Origin of the sequence: Stenotrophomonas sp. ZAC14A_NAIMI4_1 (genome assembly GCF_003086915.1) — a bacterium.
Classification (GTDB): domain Bacteria; phylum Pseudomonadota; class Gammaproteobacteria; order Xanthomonadales; family Xanthomonadaceae; genus Stenotrophomonas.
In genome coordinates this window covers 2050855-2065405 of record NZ_CP026002.1, presented here as the reverse complement: position 1 = coordinate 2065405, position 14551 = coordinate 2050855, and the positions used below count along the sequence as shown (strand labels likewise).

Here is a 14551-nt window from a genome sequence, read left to right as displayed (position 1 = left end):
GATGAAGACCCACCACCGGAGCCCTGCCCTGATCGTGCGAGCCCTGCTTCCCCATGCGATGTCCTGCAGCGTGTTGGCCCTGCTGCTGGCCGCCCCCCCGGTACTGGCCCAGCAGGCCGCGCCGATGGCATCCAGCGACGTGCGCTGCGAGGGTGATACCTGCCGCAGCGACGACGGCGAGCTGCTGCGGATCGGTGATGACGCCGACACGCCGCTGCTGCCACTGCCGGGGCAAGCCGATCCGTCCGCCGCCGGCAGCGTGCCGCTGGTACCGGCGGTCACCCCGGACGTGTCCGCGCGCGGTGGCCAGTTCATGGCCGAGCTGCCCAACGGCGGCGTGGTGTGGGCCACCGAAGACCCGAGCATGGTGCCGCCCAGCCTGAGCGTGCAGGCTGCCGCCACCGTACCGTTCGAAAATGGCCGGGTGATCCGCCCGCTGCGCTTCCACAGCTACAACAACTACGCCTCCTTCATCGAGAAGCTGGAAGTCACCCTGTACCGCGGCACCGATACCGACCTGGTGACGCCGCTGGCGCGCATCGAGCTGCCGTCCGACTACGTGGGCGATGCCGAATGGGATGGCACCGTGCCGGAACAGTTCAAGCTGCGCACCGGCGATGAACTGATCTACGTGGCACGCGCGTACGGCGCCGGCGGTTCGTTTGATGAAACGCAGATCCAGCGCATCCAGCTGGTCACCCCGGCCGACTTCGACCGTGGCCTGCAGGTGACCCGCGACAACGTGCAGAAGACCCTCGGCCAGGCGCTGGACGGGGCGAGCGCACAGGACCTGCAGGTCAGCAACAGCATCTACGGGCAGAGCATGCTGCGCCTGCAGAACATTCCCATCCATGGCTCGCGCGTGCGCCTGTACGGCCGCAACCTGGAACCCAACAGCCGGGTGCGCATCAACGGCCAGGATTTCCCGGTCGACCTGGAGCAGAAGTTCGCTGCCGAATTCCTGGAGCCGGTCGGCCAGCACCGCTATGACGTGCGGGTGGAATCGCGCGATGCACCGTCCGCGCAGCGCCAGCTGGACGTGGACGTGACCGGCCGCTACCTGTTCCTGGTCGCCATTGCCGATGTCACCTTGTCCAAGAACAGTGCCAGCGGCAACGTGCAGCCGCTGGCCGCCGATGACCGCGACACCGATGGCTTCCTCAGCGAAGGCCGGCTGGCGTTCTACCTGAAGGGCAAGATGCGCGGCAAATACCTGGTGACGGCGCAGGCCGACACCCAGGACCGCGAACTGAAGTACCTGTTCCGCGATTTCAGCCGTGCCGATGCGCAGGATGTGTTCCGCCGCCTCGATCCGGACCTGTACTACCCGGTGTACGGTGATGACTCCACCACCTACCGCGATGTCGATACCCAGGGCCGACTGTACCTGCGCGTGGACTGGGACCAGAGCCAGGCCCTGTGGGGCAACTTCGCCACCGGCATCACCGGCACCGAATACGGCCAGTACGTGCGTTCGCTGTACGGCGGCGCGTTGAACTGGCGTTCGCTGTCGGCCACGCCGCTGGGCGAAGCGCGTTCGCAGTTGAAGGTGTTCGGTTCGGAAGCGCAGTCGGCGCCCGGCCACAGCGAATTCCTCGGCACGGGCGGCAGCCTGTACTACCTGCGCCACACCGATCTGCTGCCGGGCTCGGAACAGGTGGTGCTGGAAGTGCGCGACCGCACTACCGGCCGCACCGAAACCCGCGCCACCCTGCAGGAGGGCGTGGACTACGAGATCGACGACCTGCAGGGCCGGCTGATCCTGACCCGCCCGCTGGCGCAGCTGACCCGCGAGAACGTGCGCAGCATCACCCGCGACATGCCGCTGGATGGCTACGACCAACTGCTGCTGGTGGACTACGAATACGTGCCGCTGGGCTTCAGCAGCGACGATGTGACCTATGGCGCACGCGGCCGCCAGTGGATCGGCGATCACGTCGCGGTGGGCGGTACCTGGGTGGAAGAGAACCGCAGCGGCGAGAACTACAGCCTGAAGGGTGCCGACCTGACCCTGCAGGCCGGCCGCGGCACCTACCTGAAGATGGAACAGACCCGCACCGATGCCACCGCAGCGCCGGTGTTCTATTCGGACAACGGCGGCCTCAGCTTCATCCGCCGCAACCCCTATGAAGGCCGCCGTTCGGGCAAGGCCTCGGCGGTGGAAGCCCGCGCCAACCTGCGCGAGCTGGGCTGGACCAGCCAGGACTGGAGCCTGGGCGCATGGTGGCGCGATGTCGATGCCGGTTTCTCGGTGGCACGCCAGGACACCGGCCTGCCGATCCAGGAATACGGCGCGGAATTCCTCGGCTACCTCACCGATGATTTCAGCCTGTATGGCCGCCACACCCGCACCGAGCAGGGCGAACTGGCGCTGGAGCAGAGCCAGCTGACCGCCGAATGGCGGCTGGGCAACGATGGCCAGTTGACCGGCGAACTGCGCCGGGTGCGCGAGGAACAGGAACTGCAGGACGTCTCGGCGCTGCTGGCGGCGATCGGCTACCGCCAGCGCTTCGGTTCCTCGTGGGAGCTGTACGGCACCGGCCAGGTGACGCTGGACGATGACGGCGGGGCCTATGAGAAGAACGACCTGCTGACCCTGGGCGCGCGCTATCTGTTTGGCGACCGCAGCAGCGTGGGTGCCGAACTCAGTGGCGGCAGCCGCGGCCATGGTGGCAAGGTCGATGCCGAGTACCGCATGGCGCCCGACCACAGCCTGTACGGCAGCTACAGCTACAGCACCGACCGCACCGGCACCGATCCGTTGTTCGACAGCGGCCTGCAGAGCGGCTGGACGGTCGGCCAGCGCTGGCGCCTGAGCAACCAGGTGAACGTCTACAACGAAAGCCAGTACCTGAAGGACCGCCGGCAGGACAGCGCGGGCCTGGTGCACACCTTCGGCATGGATTTCTATCCGGCGCAGGGCTGGAACCTCGGCTTCACCCTGATGGATGGCGAGCTGGAATCCACCGTGGGCCGCATCAACCGCCGCGCGTACAGCGTCAGCGGTGGCCGCACCGATGCGGTGGCGCAGTGGAACAGCAAGCTGGAGTACCGCCGCGACAGCGGTGCCGAGCAGCGCGAGCAGTGGGTGACCACCAACCGCCTGCTGTACAAGCTCAACGAAGACTGGCGCTTCGCCCTGCGCGCCAACTACGCCGATACCCAGGACCGGATCAACCCGGTGGCCGATGCCAAGCTGGTGGAGACCAACGTCGGCTTCGCCTGGCGCCCGCACGACAACACGCGCTGGGCCGGCTTCGGCAAGTTCACCTACCTCTATGACGTGGCCTCGCTGGGCCAGGAAGGTGGCAACCTGTACGACCAGCGCTCGCAGGTGCTGTCGCTGGAAGGCATCCGCCAGATCGGCGAGCGCTGGGAGATGGCCGCCAAGCTGGCCTCGCGCTGGGGCGATTACCGGACCGGTCGTGGCGAGGGCGCCTGGCTGGACAGCCGCGCCGACTTCGCAGCCCTGCAGCTGCGCTACCGCCTGTTCGCGCAGTGGGAGGGGCTGGCCGAGCACCGCTGGCTGAAGGTGCGCGATGGCGGCGTGCGCAAGGGCTGGCTGCTGGGCGTGGACCGCCGCGTGGGCGAGAACTTCAAGGTCGGCGTAGGCTACAACTTCACCGAGTTCAGCGATGACATGACCGAGCTGAAGTACGACCAGAAGGGCTTCTTCCTGAACATGGCCGGGTACTACTAGCGCTGCCTTGCCACGCAGGGTGTGGCGCTCGCGGACTGGCTGGGCTGAACGACCGGCAACATTGCCGGGCTGAATGGGGTGGGCCGATGGGATTTTGCGGCCCAAAACGACCATTCATGCACTTTATTCGGGGCAAGTGATTGATTTTACTGGTATTCGACCATGGTCGAGCCTGCTCGCCATTGTCATCAATACGCGATAGGGTAGGGATGTTGAATCGCCCATTGTTCCGTTGACGGAACACTGGAACTTCCTCCCGCTTTAGCAGTCCAAAAGCCGGACTGCTAAGATGAGCCCCTATGAGCCAGAACACCTCTACTGCCCTTGTGGCAAACAATCTCCCGATTCCCAGTGCGCTCGGTTCGCTGGACGCCTACATCGGTGCCGTGCACCAGATTCCGGTGCTGTCGGTCGATGACGAACAGGACCTGGCCCGTCGTTTCCGCGACGGTGACGATCTGGACGCCGCACGTGAGCTGGTGCATTCGCACCTGCGCTTCGTGGTGCACGTGGCCCGCGGTTACAACGGCTACGGCCTTGCGCTGGGCGACCTGATCCAGGAAGGCAACATCGGCCTGATGAAGGCGGTCAAGCGCTTCGACCCTGACATGGGCGTGCGCCTGGTGTCCTTCGCCGTGCATTGGATCCGTGCAGAGATGCACGAGTTCATCCTCAAGAACTGGCGCATCGTCAAGGTCGCCACGACCAAGGCGCAGCGCAAGCTGTTCTTCAACCTGCGCAAGTCGAAGACGCGCCTGGGCTGGATGAACGCGGCCGAAGTCAGCGCCGTGGCCAAGGATCTGAACGTGTCCGAGCGCGAGGTCATGGAAATGGAATCGCGCCTGTCCGGCCGCGATATCGGTTTCGATGCGCCGACCGACGAGGACAACGACCACGCGCCGCCGTCGCCGGCTGCGTTCCTGGTGTCCAACGACGAAGATCCGTCGATGGCCTACGAGCGGGAAGACAGCGAAGACAACCAGATGCAGCTGCTGCGCGAAGGCCTGGCCGAGCTGGATGCGCGCTCGCGCGACATCATCCGCCGCCGCTGGCTGGATGCCGACAGCAAGGTGACGCTGCAGGAACTGGCCGATGAGTACGGCGTGTCCGCCGAGCGCATCCGCCAGGTCGAAGCGAACGCGCTGAAGAAGATGAAGGCGCTGTTCACCGCGTAAGGCGGAGTGGCGTTGGAATGAAGAAAGGCCCGGCAATGCCGGGCCTTTCTTGTTTGTGGGGCTCATCCACGCATGGCGTGGATCTACTTCGGCGGTACGGCATCCAGTAGAGCCACGCCATGCGTGGATGCTCTGCGGCGGCTCATGCAGTGACCAAAGCCCAAGAGAAGGGGCGTGCGAAAAGCCGACTGCTGCAGACGATGCACGACGCGGCGGTCAGTCTGCACGCTCACGACCTCATCGATACGCCTCGTTTGAGGATCTATGAGGCGCTGTGTCTTAAGCCTGTCTCCGCGTGCAGCAATACCCAGCCAAGGAGGTCGACGCCCGCGAAAGCGCGTTGATTGATCGCACCGAACTGGCCAGTTCTTTGAATGGCAGAAGGCCCGGCAATGCCGGGCCTTTCTTGTTTGTGGGGCTCATCCACGCATGGCGTGGATCTACTGACGCCGCGCGGGCCTCAACCCTCGCGTGCGATCGCGCGCCAGCCGATGTCGGTGCGGTGGAACTCGTTGGCCCAGGTCACCTTGGCCACGCCGGCGTAGGCATTGGCCTGCGCGTCGCGCACGCTGTCGCCCAGCGCGGCCACGCACAGCACGCGGCCACCCGCACTGAGCACCTGGCCCTGCGCATCCAGCGTGGTACCGGCATGGAACACCTTGGCGTTGGCGGGCACTGCGTCCAGGCCGGAAATCACGTCACCGGTGATCGGCGCTTCCGGGTAAGGCCTGGCGGCCAGCACCACGCCCAGCGACGGGCGCGGATCCCATTGCGCGTCCACCGCGTCCAGGCGGCCATCGATGGCCGCTTCCACCAGATCCACCAGGTCCGACTGCAGGCGCAGCATCACCGGCTGGGTTTCCGGGTCGCCGAAGCGCACGTTGAACTCGATCACCTTCGGCGCACCGCTGGCATCGATCATCAGGCCGGCATAGAGGAAGCCGGTGAACGGGATGCCATCGGCGATCATGCCCTGCACGGTCGGGTTCACGACTTCGTGCATCACCCGGGCATGCACCTCCGGGGTCACCACCGGCGCAGGCGAGTAGGCGCCCATGCCGCCGGTGTTCGGGCCGGTATCGCCATCGCCGACGCGCTTGTGGTCCTGCGAGGTGGCCATCGGCAGCGCGTGCACGCCATCGACCATCGAAATGAAGCTGGCTTCCTCGCCATCGAGGAATTCCTCGATGACCACGCGCGCACCGGCATCGCCGAAGGCGTTGCCCGAGAGCATGTCACGCACCGCGTCCTCGGCCTCGGCCTGGGTCATCGCCACGATCACGCCCTTGCCAGCGGCCAGGCCGTCGGCCTTGACCACGATCGGTGCGCCCTTCTTGCGGATGTAGGCCAGCGCAGCATCCACCTCGGTGTGCACGGCATAGAACGCGGTGGGGATATTGTGGCGGGCCAGGAAATCCTTGGCGTACGCCTTGCTGCCTTCCAGCTGCGCGGCGGCGGCGGTCGGCCCGAAGATGCGCAGGCCGGCGGCGCGGAAGCGGTCGACCACGCCGGCCACCAGCGGCACTTCCGGGCCAACCACGGTCAGCGCCACGCCTTCGGCCTGGGCCAGCGCCAGCAGGCCGTCGATGTCGGTCACCTTCACCGCCACGTTGCGGCACTTGTCTTCGGTGGCGGTGCCGGCATTGCCGGGCGCCACGATCACTTCGGTGACACGGGAGGACTGGGCCAGCTTCCATGCCAGGGCGTGTTCGCGGCCGCCAGAGCCGATGACAAGAATCTTCTTCATGTGGGAAGTATCCGAACGGAGAAATCAGGAGGGAGAACGGTGGAGGGGAACTGCTCAATCCTCGCGCTTCAGCGCAGGGTTGGTCAGTGCTTTTGCTTCTGCTTCGAGTTGGCGCAGGTCATCGACCGCCTCCTGCTCGGCCTCGACCAGCTCTTTGCTGCGGCGATGCTGATCGAACACCCCGTAGCGCTCGGCAATGATCGCTTCCATCTGCTGGTGCGAGACGTGGCCAGCACCTTCCAGGATCGCGCGCTCATTGAAATCGAGGAATCGATCAGTCTGGGTCAGCCAGTCGGCCATGCGCATCTCGATGCGGCGTTCGGCGCGGTCCTCGGCAAAATCCAGGAACATGGTCACCAGGCGATTGAGCTGCTCCAGCTCCTGCTGAGCGAGGTAATTCTTGGAAACCACGGCATCGGACTTCCTGATGCGCTCGCCTTGCCAATGGGTCAGACCGAGCGTCGCCGAATCAGGGGCCGCGCGCTCAACGATCAACTGGGCAGCAGTACGGCCGGTGACGGCGTAGACGAGCTTGTTCTGGATGGTGGCGAAGAAGCTCTTGGCCGTCTGCGCAGTGCCGTCGTAGTCGCTGCTGCTGGCTTTGAACAGATCGCGCAGGGTTTGATAGAACCGTTTCTCCGAACTGCGGATATCGCGGATGCGGCGCAGCAGTTCCTTGAAGTAGTCGGCTCGTTCGGCATCCTTCAGTCGAGCATCGTTGAGCAGGAAGCCCTTGGCCAGATACTCGGCCAGCGACGAGCCAGCCCAGCGCCGGAACTGGCGGCCGCGTGGGGAGCGCACCCGGAATCCGACCGCCAGGATCAGCTCAAGTCGATAAAGCTGCGTCCTGTATCGCTTGCCATCGGCAGCAGTCGTCAAGTCAAACTTGACAACTGAATCGGCCGGAAGCTCCCCTTCCTCCAGGATCCTCCGGACGTGAAGACTGATGTTCTGCTTGGTCGTATCAAACAGCTCGGCCATCTCGCCCTGGGTCATCCACACCGTCCCCTCCGCAGCGCGCAGGTGGACCTCCGTCCGGCCATCGTCGGTACGGTAGAGGATCAGTTCGCCGAGGGTGCTGTTCATGGCCGGTCGATATGCCTCACTCGCAGCCCTCGCGTTGCAGCGCGTCGGGGAAGGAATAGGTCCAGGTCTTCGGGTCCAGCGTGAAGCGGTGCGTGCGGCGCACGTTGGTGCCGCCACAGCTGCTGCCGGTTTCCTCGATCAGCAGCGGCCAGGTGCGCGCGCTGCGGTTGCTGTCGTCCATGCGCAGTTCGAACTCGATGTCGAACATGCGGGTGCGGCAGTCTTCGGCCTGCTCGGCGTCATCGCAGTCGTAGGCCGCGGTGTTGTCGATGTGGCTGCGCACGCTACCGGCGTCCACCAGACCGTTCGGGCCGGGCAGGATGAAGCTCTGCGTCTGCAGCGAGTAGCCCTGGCCGTACCAGCCGCTGACGTTGCGGAAGCCGTAGAAATCGCTGCCGAAGCGCAGGATCTCGACGCTGCCCGGGCGGCCGCTGCTGCCATAGGTGCCGCCGGTCAGCTCGGCCGCCACCTCGAAGCCGTCGGCGGCCGGGCGCAGCACGTAGAAGTCGATGGTGCCCGCGTCGGCATGGCCGGCGTCGGCCACTTCGCCGCACACCGCCAGCAGCTGCTGCCAGCTGTCACCGTTTACCACCGGCTGCTCGGCGCACACCGCCCAGTCGACTGGGCGGCTGTCACCGTCCTGCGCCCAGCTGCCGCGCCAGTCGTCGGACAGTTGCGCGTCCTTGCCGTAACGCGCCGTCAGGAAGGCCTGCAGGCGCGCGGTGCGGCTGGCATGCCCGGCCGCTGCGGTGCTGCCCGCGGCGGGCGTCTCTGCCTGCGGGGCAGTGGCGGGTGCCGGCTCGGCGGCCGGCTTGCAGCCGGCCAGCAGGACCGCGCCCAGCAGGGCGGGCAGGAGCAGGGGTTTGATCGAAACTGCGGACATCCGTGTCGCTCCAGGATCAGTGGCGGAAGTGGCGAACGCCGGTGAACACCATGGCCAGGCCATGTTCGTCGGCGGCGGCGATCACTTCGGCGTCGCGCATCGAACCGCCCGGCTGGATGACCGCCTTGATGCCGGCGGCCGCTGCGGCATCGATGCCGTCGCGGAACGGGAAGAACGCATCGGACGCCATCACCGAACCTTCCACCACCAGGTTCGCGTCGGCCGCCTTGATGCCGGCGATGCGCGCGGAATAGACGCGGCTCATCTGCCCGGCGCCGACGCCGATCGTGCGGTTGTCCTTGGCGTAGACGATCGCGTTGGACTTCACGAACTTGGCCACCTTCCACGCGAACAGCAGGTCGGTGAACTGCTTGTCGGTCGGTGCCAGCCTGCTCACCACCTTCAGCTCATCGCGGGTCATGCCGCGGTTGTCGGAAGACTGCAGCAGCAGGCCCGAGCCCACGCGCTTGCTGTCGAAGTTGTTCAGGCCATCACCGTGCGGGATGCGCAGCACGCGCACGTTGGCCTTCTTCTGCGCGTATTCCAGCGCGGCCGGCTCGTAGTCCGGGGCGATCAGCACTTCGACGAACTGGCGGTCGAGGATGACCTTCGCAGTGGCCGCATCGAGCGGCTTGTTGAAGGCGATGATGCCGCCGAAGGCGCTGGTCGGGTCGGTGGCGTAGGCCAGCTCGTAGGCATCGCCGTTGCCGGCACCGACAGCCACGCCGCACGGGTTGGCATGCTTGACGATGACGCAGGCCGGCGCATCGAACTGGCGCACGCATTCCCACGCCGCATCGGCATCGGCCAGGTTGTTGTAGCTCAGTTCCTTGCCCTGCAGCTGCTGGAACGTGGCCAGGGTGCCCGGCACCGGGTACAGGTCGCGGTAGAACGCGCCGCTCTGGTGCGGGTTCTCGCCGTAGCGCAGGTCCATCACCTTCACGAAGGTGGAGTTCATCTGCGCCGGGTACTCGGCACGGGCCGGCACGGCGGCATCGGTGGCGGTGACCGCCGACAGGTAGTTGCTGATGGCCGCGTCGTACTGGGCGACGCGGTTGAAGGCCGCCACCGAGAACGCGAAGCGGGTGCTGGCCGACAGCTGGCCGTTGTTGGCCTCCAGCGAGGCCAGCAGTTCGGCGTACTGCGACGGGTCGGTGGCCACCGCCACGCGGGCGAAGTTCTTGGCCGCCGAGCGGAGCATGGCCGGGCCGCCGATGTCGATGTTCTCCACCGCGTCGGCCAGGGTGCAGTCGGCCTTGGCGGTGACCGATTCGAACGGATACAGGTTCAGCACCAGCAGGTCGATGGCGCCGATGCCGTGCTCGGCCATCACCGCGTCATCCAGGCCCGAACGGCCCAGCAGGCCGCCGTGCACCATCGGGTGCAGGGTCTTGACCCGGCCATCCATCATTTCCGGGAAGCCGGTGACGTCGGCCACGTCCTTCACGGCCAGGCCCATGTCGCGAATGGCCTTGGCGGTGCCGCCGGTGGACAGCAACTCCACGCCGCGTGCAGCCAGCGCGGTGGCCAGCTCGGCCAGGCCGGTCTTGTCGGAAACGGAGAGGAGGGCCCGACGGACGGGCAACAGATCAGCAGTCATGGGGACAGGGCAATCGGCAGCGGAGCGGGGCCGATATTGTAGTTCGTGGGGGCCGGTGGCGGGCGCTGCCGACGCGCTTTGCTGGCCCCGGCAGGGGAAAACGGCCTGCATCGGCATGCCGGGCTGAACACGCCATGGGGTAGGCTATGCCGGAACTGCCAGGGATCAGCGGGTTCAGATCGTGTCGATCTATGCATTGAAAGGACGTTTCCAGGACCTCTTGCGTCCGGCCGTGCGCGGTCTCTACCGCATGGGCATCACCGCCAACGCGGTGACCGTGGCCGCCGCCGTGGTCTCGCTGCTGGTGGCCGCCGCCGTGTGGTGCTGCGCGCCCGCGCAGCCGCTGCTGTACCTGCTGCTGCCGCTGTGGATGCTGCTGCGCATGGCGCTCAACGCCGTGGATGGCATGCTCGCCCGCGAGTTCGGCCAGCAGTCGAAGCTGGGCGCCTACCTGAACGAGTTGTGCGATGTGATCGCCGATGCGGCGCTGTACCTGAGCCTGCTCAGCGTGCCGGGCGTGCGCCCCGAGGCGCTGTGGCTGCTGGCCTGGACCGCGGCGCTGAGCGAATACGCCGGCGTACTGGGGCTGATGGTCGGTGCCAGCCGCCGCTATGACGGCCCGATGGGCAAGAGCGACCGCGCCTTCGTGATCGGGGCGCTGGGCCTGCTGCTGGCGTTCGGGTGGGTTGGCGCGATGACGGTCACTGGCGTGGCTGCGGCCATGGCCGCACTGTGCGTGCTGACGATGATCAACCGCGTCCGCCGCGGGCTGCAGGAAGCGGCGATTCCGCCGCAGTAAACAACTACAAACCAAAAAGACAATCTGGAGATTGCATGCGTCAGGCGCAGGAACGGGAATTCCACAGCTTCGACCAGGTACCGCTGTTCTACCGGTACTGGGCGAGCACCACGACCACCACGCCGGCCAGGGCCATCGTGCTGCTGCATCGCGGCCACGAACATTCCGGGCGGGTCACCCACCTGGTCGATGAGCTGGACCTGCCCGACACCGCCTTCTTCGCCTGGGATGCACGTGGCAACGGCCGTTCGCCGGGCGCGCGCGGCGATGCCCCGGGTTTCCCGGCGCTGGTGCGCGACCTGGACAGCTTCATCGCCCACATCGGTGCCGAGCATGGCATCGCAGTGGAGGACATCGTGGTGATCGCGCAGAGCGTGGGCGCCGTGGTTGCCGCCACCTGGGTGCACGACTACGCGCCGCGCCTGCGCGCGCTGGTGATGGCTTCGCCGGCGTTCAAGGTGAAGCTGTACGTGCCGTTCGCCCGGGCGGGGCTGGGCCTGATGCAGAAGCTGCGCGGCAACTTCTTCGTCAACAGCTACGTCAAGCCGCAGTGGCTGACCCACGACCCGGCGCGGGTGGAAAGCTACCGCACCGACCCGCTGATCACCCGGCCGATCTCGGTGCGCGTGCTGCTGGGCCTGTACGAGGCCGCTGACCGCATCGTCGCCGATGCGCAGGCGATCAGCGTGCCGGTGCAGCTGCTGGTGTCCGGCTCGGATTTCGTCGTGCACCGTGGCCCGCAGGACCGCTTCTACGAGCGCCTGTCCAGCCCGATCAAGGAGCGCGTGCACCTGCCGGGCTTCTTCCACGACACGCTGGGCGAACGTGATCGCGCGCCGGCACTGGCGCGCATCCGCAGCTTCATCCAGGCGCGTTTCGCCGAACCGCTGCGCGAGCTGTCGCGCCGCGATGCGCACCGCCATGGGCCGACCTTCGAAGAGTCGGAGATCCTGGCCTGGCCGCCGGAGCGCAACAGCCTGGCCGACCTGCGCTGGCGCGTGGTGCGTGGCGGCCTGCGGGTCGGCGGCACGCTCTCCGAGGGCATCGCGCTTGGCCTGCAGACCGGCTTCGATTCGGGCAGCACACTGGACTACATCTACCGCGACGAAGCACGCGGCAAGGGCCCGCTGGGGCGCATGGTCGACCGCAACTATCTCGATGCGATCGGCTGGCGTGGTATCCGCATCCGCGGCCAGCACCTGCAGGAACTGCTGCGCGATGCCGCCCAGCGCCTGCGCGGGCAGGGCATGCCGGTGCGCGTGCTGGACGTGGCGGCCGGCCATGGCCGCTACGTGCTGGAAGCGCTGGGCCAGGGTGAGCAGCGCGCCGAACGCATCGTGCTGCGTGATTTCAGTGCGTTGAACGTGACCCAGGGCCAGGCCTTGATCGAGCGCCTCGGCGCGGCCGACATCGCCCGCTTCGAACAGGGCGATGCGTTCGACCCGGCACAGTTGGCGCAGGTCGACCCGGCGCCGACGCTGGCGGTGGTCTCCGGCCTGTACGAACTGTTCCCCGACAACGATGCGGTGCTGCGTTCGCTGCAGGGCATCGCCGCGACCGTGCCGGTGGGCGGCTACCTGGCCTATACCGGCCAGCCCTGGCACCCGCAGCTGGAGTTCATCGCCCGTGCGTTGACCAGCCACCGGGGCGGCGCAGCGTGGGTGATGCGGCGCCGTACCCAGCAGGAAATGGACGAGCTGGTGCGTCTGGCCGGGTTCGAGAAGGTGGCCCAGCGCATCGACGCGTTCGGCATCTTCACCGTGTCGCTGGCGCGCCGGACTGCGTGATGGCGACGCTGGCCGCAACCCCGCTGGCTGCGGAGGGGCGCCCCTGGCGGCGCGCCCTGCTGTGGCTGGTGCTGCTGGGTCCGTTCTTCTTCGCCAGCTATGGCTTCGCCAACTGGATGGCCGGGCGCCACGCCGCGCTGCCGGTGATGGCGTTCGCCTGGGAAGCGCACATCCCGTTCGTACCGTGGACGATCGTGCCGTACTGGTCGATCGACCTGTTCTACGCGATCTCCTTCTTCCTGTGCCGGCAGCGCCTCGAGCTGGACCGGCACGCGCTGCGGCTGTTCAGTGCGCAGGTCATCGCGGTGGCCTGCTTCCTGCTGTGGCCGCTGCGCTTCAGCTTCCAGCGGCCGGAGATCGACGGCGTGTTCGGCTGGCTGTTCGATGTGCTGCTGGGCTTCGACAAGCCGTTCAACCAGGCACCGTCGCTGCACATCGTGCTGCTGATCGTGCTGTGGGTGAAGTACGCGCAGTACCTGCAGGGCGCATGGCGCTGGCTGCTGCACGCATGGGCGCTGCTGATCGGTGTTTCGGTGCTGACCACCTTCCAGCACCACTTCATCGATGTGCCCACCGGCCTGCTGGCCGGCTGGCTGTGCGTGTGGCTGTGGCCGGAGCAGGGCACCCCGCCGCCGCGGGCGTGGCGCACGGCGCGCGATCCAAAGCGCTGGCGCCTGGCCTCGTTCTATCTGCTGGGCGCGGCAGTGCTGCTGGTGCCGGTGCTGCTGGGGGGCGCGGCGCTGTGGCTGCTGTGGCCGGTGGTGGCGCTGCTGCTGGTGGCGCTGGCCTATGCCGGGCTGGGCGCGGCGGTGTTCCAGAAGCGCGCCGATGGGCGGCTGACGATGGCCGCGCGCTGGCTGCTGGCGCCGTACCTGGCGGCGGCCTGGATCAATTCGCGGCTGTGGACGCGCGGTGCGCCGCAGCCGGTGGAGGTGGCCGGCGGGGTGTGGCTGGGACGCATTCCCTGCGCGGCACTGCCTGCCCCGTTGCGCGGTGTGGTCGATACCTGCGCCGAATTGTCCTGCCATGCGCCGGGCGCGGCCTATGCCAGCGTGCCGATGCTGGATCTGGTGGTGCCGTCTCCCGCGCAGCTGGCTGAAGCTGCCGAGGCGATCGAGCGCCTGCGCGCGCACGGGCCGCTGCTGGTGTGCTGCGCGCTGGGCTACTCGCGCAGCGCGGCCAGCGTGGCCACCTGGCTGCTGCGGACCGGGCGGGTCTGCAGCGCCGCCGAGGCCGTGGCCCGGGTGCGTGCCGCGCGGCCGTCCATCGTCCTGCATGACGTTCATCTACAGGCCATCGCGGCCGCCGCCGCACCGGAGAGCACCGCATGAGCACCGCTGCCGATCTGCCGATGATGCACCTGCTGCTGCGCCAGGGCCGGCTGCCCGCTGCGCTGTCACTGGGCCTGCTGCTGGTGGCGCTGTTGCTGCTGGGCGTGGAACCTGGGCTGGCGATGTTCGCCGCCGGCCTGCTGCTGCTGAGCGTGGCAGTGGGCGTGGTGCAGGCGTATTACGCGGTTCGGGTGCAGCTGGACGCCAGCCTGCTGCAGCTGCTGCTGCGCGAGCACCTGCAGGGTGATGCCGCCGCCGAGCGGGTGGACGCGGCCCTGCACACCGCCGGCCTGCGCCGCCGCGATGCGCAGGCGCCCGTGCGCGGCTGGGAGGCACGCTGGATCGGCATGCGCCGCCTTCTGGTGCGCCAGTACGTGGCCACGCTGCTGCAGTTTTCGGTGCTGCTGCTGGCCGTGCTGTGGCCGCAGACCTGAGCGGAGGTG

The 14551-nt window shown here is 67.4% G+C and carries 10 protein-coding genes; 6 read left to right on the top strand and 4 right to left on the bottom strand.

Going from position 1 to position 14551, the window contains the following annotated elements; translation table 11 throughout:
- The first annotated feature begins 1 nt into the window (after position 1).
- Together C1926_RS09460 and rpoH are read left to right on the top strand one after the other, a co-directional pair.
- Positions 2 to 3700 (top strand): TonB-dependent receptor, encoded by a 3699-nt coding sequence (locus C1926_RS09460; RefSeq protein ID WP_254057392.1) that lies wholly within the window; start codon positions 2 to 4, stop codon positions 3698 to 3700.
- Positions 3701 to 3999: 299 nt separating this feature from the next.
- On the top strand, positions 4000 to 4875 hold the full coding sequence (gene rpoH / locus C1926_RS09455; protein ID WP_079223786.1) for an RNA polymerase sigma factor RpoH: 876 nt from the start codon (positions 4000 to 4002) through the stop codon (positions 4873 to 4875).
- Between the two features lie 460 nt (positions 4876 to 5335).
- Here the strand turns inward: rpoH and purD are convergent, their stop codons facing one another.
- Genes purD through purH form a run of 4 tightly spaced genes read right to left on the bottom strand, consistent with a single transcriptional unit; the run spans position 5336 to position 10191 of the window.
- The gene (gene purD / locus C1926_RS09450) at positions 5336 to 6622 is read right to left on the bottom strand and encodes a phosphoribosylamine--glycine ligase (protein WP_108759013.1); all 1287 of its coding nucleotides are present in this window, start codon (positions 6620 to 6622) and stop codon (positions 5336 to 5338) included.
- A gap of 54 nt (positions 6623 to 6676) precedes the next feature.
- On the bottom strand, positions 6677 to 7708 hold the full coding sequence (gene rhuM, locus C1926_RS09445) for a RhuM family protein (RefSeq protein ID WP_108759012.1): 1032 nt from the start codon (positions 7706 to 7708) through the stop codon (positions 6677 to 6679).
- 16 nt (positions 7709 to 7724) lie between these two features.
- A complete protein-coding gene (locus C1926_RS09440) occupies positions 7725 to 8591 on the bottom strand; it encodes a hypothetical protein (protein ID WP_108759011.1) in 867 nt (288 codons plus the stop codon).
- Positions 8592 to 8607: 16 nt separating this feature from the next.
- Complete coding sequence (gene purH / locus C1926_RS09435; RefSeq protein WP_108759010.1) at positions 8608 to 10191, bottom strand: bifunctional phosphoribosylaminoimidazolecarboxamide formyltransferase/IMP cyclohydrolase; 1584 nt, start codon at positions 10189 to 10191, stop codon at positions 8608 to 8610.
- Positions 10192 to 10372: 181 nt separating this feature from the next.
- On the opposite strand from purH, the gene C1926_RS09430 reads away from it, so the two are divergent.
- From C1926_RS09430 to C1926_RS09415, 4 genes are read left to right on the top strand one after another with little or no spacing between them, the layout of a single operon-like run.
- A complete protein-coding gene (locus C1926_RS09430; protein ID WP_108759009.1) occupies positions 10373 to 10990 on the top strand; it encodes a CDP-alcohol phosphatidyltransferase family protein in 618 nt (205 codons plus the stop codon).
- Positions 10991 to 11025: 35 nt separating this feature from the next.
- Entirely contained in the window at positions 11026 to 12777 is a 1752-nt protein-coding gene (locus C1926_RS09425) for a bifunctional alpha/beta hydrolase/class I SAM-dependent methyltransferase (protein WP_108759008.1), read from the top strand.
- Complete coding sequence (locus C1926_RS09420; RefSeq protein ID WP_108759007.1) at positions 12777 to 14108, top strand: phosphatase PAP2/dual specificity phosphatase family protein; 1332 nt, start codon at positions 12777 to 12779, stop codon at positions 14106 to 14108. The genes C1926_RS09425 and C1926_RS09420 overlap by 1 nt, the downstream gene beginning before the upstream one ends.
- The gene (locus tag C1926_RS09415) at positions 14105 to 14542 is read left to right on the top strand and encodes a hypothetical protein (protein ID WP_108759006.1); all 438 of its coding nucleotides are present in this window, start codon (positions 14105 to 14107) and stop codon (positions 14540 to 14542) included. Before C1926_RS09420 ends, C1926_RS09415 begins: the two co-directional genes overlap by 4 nt.
- The last annotated feature ends 9 nt before the right edge of the window (positions 14543 to 14551 follow it).